Here is an 11,773-nt window from a genome sequence, read left to right on the forward strand (position 1 = left end):
CACCAATGGGCACTTTTGCTGGCCATCAGTGGGCACTTATGTGGCCGCCTATGGGCAGTTTTTCACGGCCGCTAACAATCCCGCCCCCAAACGGAAAATCAGTCACGTCTTCGGGTCGACCCACTCGCTGGCGACTATCTTTCTGGCCCCCGTCCGAAAGACGTGCTATGAGTCCGGAGTTTTGTACATTTTGTCAATGGACTTGATAAATCGAATTGGTGGCTCTCACGGGGGTGCCGTTGTATCCGTCGGGACGCCCGGCGGTGCTGCGTTTGCCGGCTGAGGGTGGAAGTGCGTTCCGGTGCTCAAAAGGCGCCAAGAACCGTGCCGGGCGAACGTCGTTTTCCGTGGGGACGGTCTTGCGTTGCCGAGAAGCCTCCTCATGAACGAGGGTGATCGGTGCTGACACGGTGAGTAACCGGCCTCGTCGTTCGGCCTTTTTGGATTAGCCGACCCCAACGCCGCCGGCCAGCTCTGCTGGACCGGAGCCGCGTTCCACGCCTGCGTCTCTAGGCGCCGGATCCTGCCCGATGAGGCCGGACGGCGATGAATATGACCAGGGCGACCGCCTGGATAAGGTCACCGGGCTCGGTGCGTCCGCGCTGAAGGTCAACTGCCTGATGTTGCGATGATCGCCGGGCTGCATGATTGTGACAGTTTGATTCAACACCGCTGTGACGGCCTGATCCAGGTCAACATTGGGCCTCGGCGGGCAGGTTGTGACGGTTGGGTCAGACCCCCTCCCGGCGTTGCATGCCCGGTGTCAGTAGTGGTGGCGGGCGGCGATTATGATGAGCTGCGCGGGTTCCGCGGCGTAGACGAGCCGGTGTTCCTCCGTGATCCTTCGGGACCAGTATCCGGAAAGCTGATGCTTGAGGGCTTCGGGCTTGCCTATGCCCGCGAAAGGATCGCGCTGGCAGTCCTTGATCAGCAGATTGATCCGCTTGACCATAGCCCTGTCAGTCGCGGTCCAGTATACGTAGTCCTCCCAAGCCTTTTCGGTGAAGAGGACGTTCACTCTGCCAGTTCCCGTTGAACCGCCGATCCGGCCCGGTGCTGGGCGATGCTTTCAAGCAAATGCGCCGCGTTCGCCGGCGTCCGCAGCAGGTAGGCCGTTTCCTCCAGCGCCTCAAAGTCCGCTAGGGACATCAGGACGGCGCTGCCCTTTTTGGACACAATTTCAATGGGTGTGTGGTCGGCGTTAACCTTCTCAATCAGAGGAAACAGCCCGGCCCTGGCCTGCGAGGCGGTGATCGCCATGACGTACTCCTTCCATAGTCGTACCACATATTGTACCACTCCGTGGAGGTGGGGGCGGGGATGCGCGGTCGCGTCCATTCCGGGGATCTGAGACGACCTAGCCCTATCAGTTTTAGTGTTCGCCGTGTACCGGGTGGGCGTCGGACCGGAGCGCGCGGGTCTCCGTCTGTGGTGAGCCGCCTTCGGCCGGTGCGTGTTTAGGCGTACCACTGCCAGCCGGGCGGCGCCAGTCTTCCGGTGCCTGGTGGGAGTAGTGGTTGCCGCAGTGTTTGCAGCTGTAGCTGATGACCGGGTGCCGCAGGCCGTCCCGGTCGCGTGCCCCCGATATCAGAGCGAGGGTTCGGGTCACTTTACTCTCGTGGCGGCCTGTCCGGAACCCCTCGGCAGGGCGGTTCTGCGGGCATCACCCTGCCTGGCGGCAGCGGTGCCCGGCCTTTCAGGGCTGTGTTGCGTCGAAGAAACGGTATTCCCGTGGCGGAGTTTCCGCCTCGTGTGCCTTCGCCTGGATGAAATCGCGGTCCTCCTGGGCGAGCACGGTCTCGCCGTGCCGGTCACCTTCGTCGGTGCCGGTCTCCTTGCAAATAGTCGAGGTGATGGTGCGGGGCAGGATCAGACACCCGGATTATCGATGAGCCCACTTCTGTGTGGAGGGATCGAGGCGGTCCCACTGATCCTTGATGTTCATCTGCGTTGAATGCTGCCTTTCTGAGTGCACGCCTAGTGAGGGGCATTGTATCGCGCACGTACCCGGTGTGCGCTCAGGGTACGCCCGCCTGCCGACGAAGGACAGAGACCCCGGGATGGAGCGGTCACCTCCCCTTGTCAGGGAGCTGGATGCCGCTGACGATCCCTCGGGAACAGCGACGGACAAAAGGATGTCCGGCCGGGATGGGACCGGCGGGACATGCTCACTGTAGCAAGGTCGGTTCTTGCTGTCGTTGGCGGAGCCAAGCTATCAGTCACAGAAGTTGTCCGGCGCTAAAGCCGGGGGTCTGAGCAGACCACGCGGTTCCGTCCGAGGGCCTTGGCCCGGTATAGGGCGGTGTCCGCTTCCGCGATCATGCGTCCCAGATCCGGGTCGGCGATTGTGCTGGGAGCGGCGCCGTAGCTCACGGTCGGGAACGTGACCCCGGCTGGCGTCTGGGCCTGGGCCATGCGGCGGCTGATCAGGGTGGCGATGATCCGGGCGCTCTCCGGTCCGGCCCCGGGTGGCAGGATGATGAATTCCTCCCCGCCGTACCGTCCGACGAAGTCGGTGTCGCGGACCGAGGCCCGGCAGGCCGCGGCGAAGGCCTGGATCGCGGCGTCCCCGGCGGCGTGGCCGTGCCCGTCGTTGAGGGCCTTGAAGTGGTCCAGGTCGGCGAGGATCACCGTGGAGACGGACCCTGCTGCGTGCACTCGGTGGATTTCCTTTGCGGCGAGTTCCATGAAGGCCGTGCGGTTCAGGAGCCCGGTCAGGCCGTCGCGGGTGGCGCGTTCGTTGAGCCCGTTGATGAGCTGTTCGTTGCTCAGGGCGGTCACGCTGAAGGACACCGTGACCAGAAGAACGATTGTGAGCACGCTGGTCACGGCGGGGCTGAAATAGGTGGCGAAGTTCGGCCCATCGGGTCCTTCCCGGAGATAGACGACGAAGCGGCAGAGATAGTAGATGGCCAGGATCCCCGCGGCCAGCGCCAGGGCACGGTGGGTTTCCGAGTCGCTAGGCTTCAACAGCCACAGCTCCCATGTTGCCAGGGCCATGCCGATGGCCATCATCGCCAAATACACCGCGCCCCCGGACCAGGCGTTGGCGGCCGGATTCTCCAGCAACGACGCCACCGCCGTCACGAGGGGCGCGGCGATCAGCTCCCACCGCGGCGTCGGGAGCAGCCTCAGGGAACGCGAGCCCGCGCCCACACGCTGAAGGCCCCAGCCACCAGCAGGGCGTTGCCGGCCGGATCCGCCCAGACCTGCTGCGACGTTCCGGTCAGCAGGTATGCGATGTTTCCGAAGAGCAGGAAAACCAGGGCAACCGACCACCAGCCGCTGTGCGCGGACCGGGTCCGGCGGAACGAACCGAAAAACAGCAGGCACAGCGTGAGCGAGACGACGCCCAGCGCCAGCTTCAGGCCGCCCGCATCAAGCACCATGAATCGTTTCCCCTCCCAGAAGGAACTCCAAGCCTATCCGCTACCCTGCGCGCCGGACACGGGATTGACATTCTCACGGGATCGGCGGTTTCGGGATCTGAGCATGCCGGCGCGTGTAACCCAATTACTGGCCAGTTACATTTCGGTAGGGACAGCTAATTTCGGTGGGACAGCTACAGGAGTACCGTGCCCAGAAGACACGACAACCCGATCGCTCGAGGGTTCCGGAGACCTCCAACAACAGCTTTGTGGTTACAGAAGGTGTGTGGTGCTGTCCGGCAGGAGTATCCAGGCCCAGATGTAGAACGTGACGGCAGGGCCCGGTATCAGGGACAGCACCAGGAAAACGATCCTGGCCGCGTTGGGGTCCACGCCAAGCTTGGCTGCGATTCCGCCGCAGACGCCGCCGATCCACCTGTCCGGTCCACGGCTGAGCCCCGTTGCCCGGATCGCCGCGAATGTCTTTTGGGTCAGCTCGTTAAAAGTCATGGCACGCTCCTCGTAGTGCCGCCAGACTATGGCCGTCCCCGCCGCCCTTCCTAGGGCCGAAAGCCACGGATGCCGGGCGTGGCCAAGGACGCCAACCAGGCGCGACCCGGCGGCGCTGCCATGTAAACATACATAATGGCCAAAGCCCTACCGGGCAGTAACTTATAGTGCCCCATGGTGCTGCCGTTCAGGTTAAGCCTGTAAATTTGAACGCATGACCCCCACCGCGAAGCCTGCCATGACCCGCGCCCCCGGAATCTCCAAGGAGATCGAGGACGCGGCGTGGTTTGTCCTCGGGGCAGGCCTGCAGGGAAAGCCGTCAGCACTGGACGGACGGACCCAGACATGGACCACGGCAGCTGCCGGCGAACTGCTGGAGCGGCTGGAGCGGGGCGTCGCGGATTCCAAGGCGCCCATGATGACCAACCTGCGGCAAAACCTCTCGGATGCCTCCCGCGCAGCCAAACAGCTGGCGGTCGAGCTTCTGTTCCTGCAGTCGCTGCCGCTGGCGCACGAGGTCAAGTCGCTGAAGGTCAAGCGTGCCCGCGTGGCTGAAGCGGCCTCCTGGCTGGAGCTTCCGCTGGAACTCCCGGACGAGCTCTACGAAGGCATGACGGACCACGGCGTTATCCGCGACCGCACCGCCGAGTTCAACTGGACCATCTGGGACCACCTGAAGTGGCTGTGCCGCTTCGTGCAGCATGTTGACCAGCAGTCTACGAATGCTGTGACCAAGGCCTTGAAGGACCCCCTCGCATTCCATCAGCTCGCGTCCGGAACCCCGGACGACCAGCCGGCCATCCGCCGCAGCATTGAGTACCTGGCCTGGCCCAGTTACTTCGAGCCGGTGGTGGCTGACGTGGAGCGGCAGGAAATCCGGGACGCGTTCGCCTCCCTGGTGGGAGGCGCCAAGGGTGACAGCGAAGCCGAAATTACCGCTGATATCCACCGTATCCGCCTCTACCTGGACAAGCAGGCCGGCCAGCGCATCGACTGGTACGCCCGCCAGCTGGTGAGCCAGTGGCGCAAGGTGGGGGACCCGGGCCGCCGTGCCTGGCTGCTGCGCACGCACCATGACGTGAAGGACCTCCTGGCGGCGTGGCACGGGGAGGAGAAGGTGACGCTCGACGTCGAGCATCTGCGCCTCCTGGATGCCGGCGTCACCGCGGGCGTCGTGCAGCACGCCGTGGACGAGGACTACAAGCACCTCGGCTACGTGGAGCGCGAGGACAACAAGACCGCCGTCTTCGCCTTCCTCACGGTCATGAAGCCGGGCGACCTGGTCCTGTACCAGCACGCCGGTGCCGTCCGACTGGGCGGGGTGCTCGGCGAGCCCGAGCACAACGAGGACAACCGCCGGATGCGCCGCAAGGTCCGCTGGTTCGACGACGCGCACAGCATGGCGGACCTTCCCCGCCACGTCCAGCGCCAGCTGGCCACGCCCGGGGTCATCGTCGATGTCACCCGGGTAGTGCAGGCGCTGCAGGCGCTGCTGCCCGCCGAAGCGGAAGCGGAGGCCGACGACGCCGCCGAGCCTGCCGCCGTCGTCGAACCCGTCCCGGAGGGGTTCCGTCCGCTGACGGAGGAGTTCGCCGCGTCCCTGCACATGGACCTGGAGCCGCTGCAGGAAATTGCCGAACTCCTGGAAGAGAACCGGCAACTGGTGCTCTACGGTCCGCCCGGAACAGGCAAGACCTACCTGGCCAAGCACCTCGCGGCCGAACTTGCCGGGGACAGCACCGACGAGCGCGTCAAGCTGGTGCAGTTCCACCCGTCGTACGCCTATGAGGACTTCTTCGAAGGCTTCCGGCCTGACAAAACGGACGAGGGGCAGGTTTCCTTCAAGCTGGTGGCCGGCCCGCTGCGCCGCCTCGCGGAAGAGGCTGCCAAACCCGGCAACGAGAAGAAGCCCTACTTCCTGATCATCGATGAGATGAACCGTGCCAACCTGGCCAAGGTGTTCGGCGAGCTCTACTTCCTGCTGGAGTACCGCGACGACCGGATTTACCTGCAGTACAGCCCCAACGAGCCGTTCACGCTGCCGGACAACCTGTACATCATCGGCACCATGAACACCGCGGACCGGTCCATCGCCATGATGGATGCGGCCATCCGCCGGCGGTTCTCCTTCATTGAGCTGCACCCCAAGACTGAACCGGTGAAGGGTTCTTTGCTTCGCTTCCTGCAGGCCCGGAACCTGGACACCACCCCGGCGCTCCTCCTGGACGCCCTCAACGACGCGATTGATGAGTGGGACCGCGACCTCATGATCGGGCCGTCCTACTTCATGAAGAAGGCCGCCCAGACTCCCGCGGGCCTGCGCCGGATCTGGAAATACGAGCTCATGCCGCTCCTTGAAGAGCACTACCATGGCCAGCTGAACCGGGCCCAGCTGCAGGAGCGCTTCGGGCTGGAGCAGCTGCTGGGCCGCCTTGCGTCCCGCTAACGAGTTGCTGCCGGCTCAAGGCTTAAGGCCCGCCGTCGCGGTACCGCCACTGCCGGCGCGGCAGCCGTCCAGTGCCGACAAGGCCGTCCGCCACATTGTCCTGGACGAGCTGTCCGGCGGCGTGGTGGACAAGCTTGACGCCGCCAGTGCCGCGTTCCTGAACGCCAGCGGCCTGGCCAAGGCGTCCCCCATGGGCATGGGCCTGTTCAGGATCGAGCCGGTGGGCATGGTGGGGTCCGTGCGGACGCCCACGGTGCAGCTGGAAGTACGGCCCAAAGACCGCCTGGGCCTCAGCCGGCTGCTGTTCCTCCTCAGCTATGCCGGGAACCAGGGCTTCCGCGACGACCCCGTGGCCGCCGTCGAGGACTCGGACCTGTGGAGCGCGCTGGCTGAATCGCTGGCACAGCTGGCGGACCGTGCCCTGAGCCGCGGGGTCCTGCAGGGTTACCTCACAGTGGACGAATCGCTGCGGACCGTGAAGGGCAGGATCCGGATCTCGGACCAGATCTCGCGCCGCCCCGGCATGCTGGTGCCGCTGGAAGTTTCGTATGACGAATTCACCGAAGACATCGCCGAGAACCGCATCCTGCGGGCCGCCCTGGAGCGCATGGCCCAGGTTCCTCGCGTGCGGCCGGACGTCCAGAGCCGCCTGCGGCAGCTGAAGGGAAAGCTCGACGCCGTCACGCGGCTTCAGTCCGGAGCGCCCCTGCCGCCGTGGCAGGCGACGAGGATGAACGCGCGGTACCACGCGGTGCTCCGCCTCTCCGAGGTGATCCTGCGCAACGCCTCAGCCGAAGCCGGCGACGGAAAGCAGCAGACGGCGTCGTTCGTTGTGGACATGGGCCAGGTTTTCGAAGACTTTGTGGGCACTGCCCTCCGCGAAGCCATGGCCGCCTATCCCGGCGAGATGCGGCTGCAGTACAACGCCCTGCTGAACGAGGCGGTGCGCGACTCGGACCGGCTTACCGTGAATCCGGACGCAGTCCACCTCCTGGGCGGCCGCCCCGTGGTGGTCTACGACACCAAGTACCGGGCGGCCACGGACCAGGGCGCGTCATTGTCCGCGGACCACTTCCAGATGCTGGCCTACTGTACGGCCCTACGCGTCCCCACTGCCTGGCTTGTGTACGCAGGCTCGGGGGAAATGAAACTCCGCCGCATCCTTCACACGGACATCGACGTGGTGGAGTACCCGCTTGATCTGTCCCTGCCGCCGTCGGACATCCTGGCAGCTGTTGCTGACCTGGCACAACAGTCCTGGGGCGAAGTGGTGCGGCAGGCAGGACTTAATCAATGACTGCGGGCGCGGAGCGGCCCGGCATTGACATGAGGTGCATGAGCAAGGCCCTCTCAGGGTTGCCCCGGTTTTTGTTGAGGCAACGGCGCAGCTGATTGCGGTTTTCTGACCCCTCCGGGTCATTGTCCGTCAGGATTGCATTGATGATTTCCCACGATTGGTGGCGAATCGGCTCAAGATTCACGCGCCCGCGTACGCGCCCCCCAACGGCATGGATCCCGGACCGCGCCTGCCACGGATCCCCCTGATGGGACACTGCGGCTGACAGCAATTTCTTCGGCATCTCTTACCCTCCTGTGGCACAAGCGCTCTGGCTCAAACGCCTGGGAATTCGACCGACCGGAATGTAAAGAATTTTATCTCAGACAGACAAGTCTGTCTCCCCTTTGCGCTAGACTATTTGTAATGAACCCCACGCCAGACCACTCAGTGATTGAGCCTGCCCCGGAGGCCGAGGCTGCGATCAGCCTCGCCGACGCGAGGCAGCGGATCGTGGACACGGCATACCAGCTGTTCGCACGCCGGGGTATCCGCGATGTGGGCGTCAACGAGCTGATCAGCAGCGCGGGCGTAGCCAAGGCAACGTTCTACCGGCACTTTGCCTCCAAAGATGAACTGGTACTTGCCTTCCTGGAGCAGCGCGACCGAGTCTGGACCGTGGACATGATCGTCGCGGACGCACGGCGCCGCGGCGGCACGCCCACCGAGCAGCTACTGGCCATCTTCGACGTCTTCGGCGACTGGTTCAGTCGCGACGATTTTGAAGCATGCTCCTTCATCAACGTCCTGCTGGAAATGGGCGCCAACCATCCGCTGGGACGGGCAAGCATCGACTATCTTGCCAGGATCCGCGGCCACGTCCAGCAGCTCGCCGAGGAGGCGGGACTCCGCGACACCGAGGATTTCTCCCGCTCGTGGCACATCCTTATGAAGGGGTCCATCATCTCCGCGACGGAAGGCGATGCCGGCGCCGCCAAGCGTGCGCAGGCGATGGCCCGGACTCTGATTGAGCAGTACCGGCCATAGGGCTGACCGCGGCCGGCAGGCCGGCGGTCGGAGCGCCGTGTCCGGCGGTCTCGGACGCCGGGGTAGGCAGGCCGCTAGACCGGCACCCTGACCGTGAACGTGGTTCCTTCTCCCAGCGTGCTCCGCAACTGGATGCTGCCGCCATGTGCTTCAACAATGGCCTTGCTGATGGACAGGCCCAGCCCCACTCCGGGGATGGACGTGTTCCGCACGTTGCCGGTCCGGAAGAACTTCGTAAACACCTCGGCCTGGTCCTTCTCGCTCATTCCCATGCCTGTATCGCTGACCCGGCACACCAGGTCCGGTCCGTCCGAGTCCAGCGACACCACAACGTCGCCACCGTTTGGCGAGTACTTGATGGCATTGGACACGAGGTTGTCCAGGACCTGTGACATGCGCCCCGAATCGACGTGGGCATCCAGCCGGTCGGGGGCGTCGGCAACGAGCCGTACCTTGGCGGCAGCGGCGCGGGGGAGGGCGGCACTGACGCTGCCGCGCACGAGCTCGGCCACATTCACGGCCTGCGGGCTGACGATGAGTTGCCCGTTCCGGCTGGACAGCAAGTCCGATACAAGCCCCAACAGCCGCTGGGAGTTGCGGCGGATGATCATGAGGGCATCACGGTGCGGATCGGGTACACCGTCGTGGTCGTCCAGCAGGAGCTCCACGTAGCCCAGGATCGAGGTCAGCGGAGTGCGGAATTCGTGGGAAACGTTGGCCACGAAGTCGTCCTTGGCGGCAAGGGCGTTGACCAGGTCGGTGACGTCGCTGAACACGATCACCGAGCCGGCGAAGGTGCCGTCCTGGTCCCGCATGGCGCGGGCGCTGGTGGTGATGGCCCGCTGGTCACTGCCGCTGCCAAGCCACACCAGATTGTCCGTGAAACTTTCGCCCATCACGGCGCGGCGGACCGGCCGCTCGTCGACCGGGACGGTGGTGGTCCGGTCCGCTCGGAACACCAGGAGCTGGGATTCGTTGGGGTCGCCGTTTCCCGCCGGCGCGGCGAGCCGGTGGTTCTCCCGCTGTTTGCGGTTCATCAGGATGTCGTGCCCGTCGGCGTCCACAGCCAGCACGCCCAGGTGAACCGTCTCCAGCACGGAATTCAGCAGTTCTTCCTGCCGCTTGCTCTCCTTGAGTGTGACCCGCAGCTGAGCGTCCTTCTCTTCCAGGTCCCGCTGCTGCCGGACCATGCTCAGCGTCAAGACGCTCACCGAGACGCCGATCCCCAGCATCATCACCGGCAGCAGCAGGGTCCGCGCCAGGTCCTGCCCGGTGACGTCGCCGCGAAGGAACAACGGCACCCAGATAATGCCCAAGGGGCCGAGGAACGAGACCAGCAGCGAAGCCCGGGGGTACAGCCCTGAGGCGCATAGCCAGATGACGGGAAAGACCGCCAACAGGCTGATGCCCGTCAGGCTCTCCTGCCCACCCTCCCGGCCCAGCGCGATCGAGATGAAGTCAAGGATGGGAATCACCAGGAAGCTGGTAAACGGCAACCGGTCCCAGGGAGTGAAGTAGCACAGCGCAAGGATCAGGACCTGCGTGGCCAGGAACGCGAGAAACAGGGGATTACCCAGTGTGACCGGAAAAAACAACAACATCAGGACGGCCGTGAGCGCCGCCGTGATGGACAGCGGCATCTGGCTCAGGGTGACCCGTCCCCGCAGGGAGTACTCGTGAAAGGGCCGGCGGAAGAACAGGATCCGGCCAGACTTGATGTCCCAGGTGACGTTGCCGCTCATGGCAAGCTAAATTTCGACGTGCGGTTTACTGGACGCATACCCCCACGATATCCGGCGGGCGCTATACTTCTGACGGTATCGAGCGGACTGAGGGGGCTGCGATGAGTGAATCACGTGTGGGTCTGGTTATCGAGGATGATCACGACATCCGTGAACTGGTGCGGGTTGTGCTTGTCCAGGCCGGGTTCGATGTCCAAGTGGCCAGTAGCGGGGCGGCCGGCGTGGTTGCCGCCAAGGAGCTCAATCCCGCAGTCATCACCCTGGACCTGGGCCTCCCAGACATTGACGGCTTTGAAGTCGCCCGCCAGATCAGGGAATTCTCCGACGCCTATATTGTGATGCTGACCGCGCGGGCGGAGGAATTGGACACCCTCATCGGGCTGGAATCGGGCGCGGACGACTACCTGACGAAGCCCTTCCGTCCCCGCGAACTGCGCGCACGAGTCGCCGCCATGATGCGCCGTCCGCGTTCGACGTCGGACTCCGCCTCCGGTGGCAAGGCACCTGCCGTGGCTGCCGGCAACGGCCGGACGCTGACGCACAACGGGCTTGAGTTCAGCTACGACGCGCGGACCGTGAGTGTGGACGGACGCGAATTGCATCTGACCCGCACCGAGTTCGACCTGCTGCACGCGCTTCTTGAGGCGGGCCGGATGGTGCGGACCAAATCCGAACTGGTGAAGCGGCTGCGCGACGAACCGTACGACGTCGGGGGCTACATCTCCGAGGCGGACGAGCGGTCCGTGGAAGTGCACATGGGTAACCTCCGCAAGAAGCTGGGCGACAGTCCGCAGAACCCGCGCTGGCTGCAGACTGTGCGCGGTGTGGGTTACCGCCTGGCTCCTGCCGAGCGCTGATACGCGGAGCTGGACCCGGGCGGCCGGGACTGTGGGCTGGGCTAGGCCGCTGCGGCAGCCGAGAGGCCGGCCACAGTCTGGTCGGTGCAGGCGTCCATGCTTTCCAGGAGCGCGAGCTGAAGCCGGGGCGGATGCTCCGGCACGGCTTCCGGATGGGATTCCAAGTGCTTGAGGATGGTTTCGAGCTCATCCGCGAGCCGGCCCAGGTACGCCGCGCCCACCATCATGCTGGAGGTTTTCACGCTCAGGACGGCGTCCATGGCTGCGTCGAGGTCCATGGCTTCCACGGCGTGGCGGAGCCGGTCGAGCCGCCGGGGCAACTGCTGGATGTAGCTGTTCACGAACACGGTGCAGTACTCGGCGTCGGGCTCGAGTTCACAGCGGAGTGTTTGCAGCACGGAGGGGTCGACGTACGGCTGGCCGGCGCCATCCTGTCCATCCATTGGACACCCCTTCCCTTGGGCCTGCACAACCGGGATAACGGGTGCGGGACACATCCTTGCCTCTTTTACAGTAGGGCTCCCACG

General features: G+C 64.8%; 11 protein-coding genes. 4 read left to right on the forward strand and 7 right to left on the reverse strand.

The genetic code is table 11. From position 1 onward, the window contains the following. Positions 1-763: 763 nt before the first annotated feature. The 5 genes from PV761_RS16460 to PV761_RS16480 form a co-directional block, all read right to left on the reverse strand. Positions 764-1,018 (reverse strand): Txe/YoeB family addiction module toxin, encoded by a 255-nt coding sequence (locus PV761_RS16460; RefSeq protein WP_347898373.1) that lies wholly within the window; start codon positions 1,016-1,018, stop codon positions 764-766. After that, complete coding sequence (locus PV761_RS16465; RefSeq protein WP_347898375.1) at positions 1,015-1,260, reverse strand: type II toxin-antitoxin system prevent-host-death family antitoxin; 246 nt, start codon at positions 1,258-1,260, stop codon at positions 1,015-1,017. The genes PV761_RS16460 and PV761_RS16465 overlap by 4 nt, the downstream gene beginning before the upstream one ends. A gap of 978 nt (positions 1,261-2,238) precedes the next feature. After that, on the reverse strand, positions 2,239-3,156 hold the full coding sequence (locus PV761_RS16470) for a GGDEF domain-containing protein (RefSeq protein ID WP_347898377.1): 918 nt from the start codon (positions 3,154-3,156) through the stop codon (positions 2,239-2,241). Further along, positions 3,132-3,389 (reverse strand): hypothetical protein, encoded by a 258-nt coding sequence (locus PV761_RS16475; RefSeq protein ID WP_347898379.1) that lies wholly within the window; start codon positions 3,387-3,389, stop codon positions 3,132-3,134. Before PV761_RS16475 ends, PV761_RS16470 begins: the two co-directional genes overlap by 25 nt. Before the next feature lie 252 nt (positions 3,390-3,641). Beyond that, positions 3,642-3,878: a PspC domain-containing protein gene (locus PV761_RS16480; RefSeq protein ID WP_347898381.1), complete on the reverse strand. Its 237-nt coding sequence runs from the start codon at positions 3,876-3,878 to the stop codon at positions 3,642-3,644. Between the two features lie 214 nt (positions 3,879-4,092). Here PV761_RS16480 and PV761_RS16485 point away from each other — a divergent pair, with 214 nt between their 5' ends. The 3 genes from PV761_RS16485 to PV761_RS16495 all read left to right on the forward strand — a co-directional run bounded on the left by PV761_RS16485 (position 4,093) and on the right by PV761_RS16495 (position 8,647). Next, entirely contained in the window at positions 4,093-6,324 is a 2,232-nt protein-coding gene (locus tag PV761_RS16485) for an AAA family ATPase (protein ID WP_347898383.1), read from the forward strand. Between the two features lie 100 nt (positions 6,325-6,424). Next, entirely contained in the window at positions 6,425-7,621 is a 1,197-nt protein-coding gene (locus PV761_RS16490; protein ID WP_043439192.1) for an McrC family protein, read from the forward strand. 405 nt (positions 7,622-8,026) lie between these two features. Then, positions 8,027-8,647 carry a TetR/AcrR family transcriptional regulator gene (locus PV761_RS16495; protein WP_028272080.1) on the forward strand — a complete coding sequence of 207 codons (621 nt, stop codon included), beginning with the start codon at positions 8,027-8,029 and terminating at the stop codon, positions 8,645-8,647. A gap of 74 nt (positions 8,648-8,721) precedes the next feature. Here the strand turns inward: PV761_RS16495 and PV761_RS16500 are convergent, their stop codons facing one another. Further along, positions 8,722-10,389, reverse strand: a complete 1,668-nt coding sequence (locus PV761_RS16500) for an ATP-binding protein (protein ID WP_347898385.1) — start codon at positions 10,387-10,389, stop codon at positions 8,722-8,724. A gap of 101 nt (positions 10,390-10,490) precedes the next feature. On the opposite strand from PV761_RS16500, the gene PV761_RS16505 reads away from it, so the two are divergent. Further along, positions 10,491-11,246: a response regulator transcription factor gene (locus tag PV761_RS16505; RefSeq protein ID WP_028272082.1), complete on the forward strand. Its 756-nt coding sequence runs from the start codon at positions 10,491-10,493 to the stop codon at positions 11,244-11,246. Between the two features lie 41 nt (positions 11,247-11,287). On the opposite strand, the gene PV761_RS16510 is transcribed toward PV761_RS16505, so the two are convergent. Then, positions 11,288-11,689, reverse strand: coding sequence for an Hpt domain-containing protein (locus PV761_RS16510; RefSeq protein ID WP_028272083.1), 402 nt, complete (start codon positions 11,687-11,689; stop codon positions 11,288-11,290). Positions 11,690-11,773 lie beyond the last annotated feature (84 nt).

Origin of the sequence: Arthrobacter sp. CC3 (genome assembly GCF_039907775.1) — a bacterium.
Classification (GTDB): Bacteria; Actinomycetota; Actinomycetes; order Actinomycetales; family Micrococcaceae; genus Arthrobacter.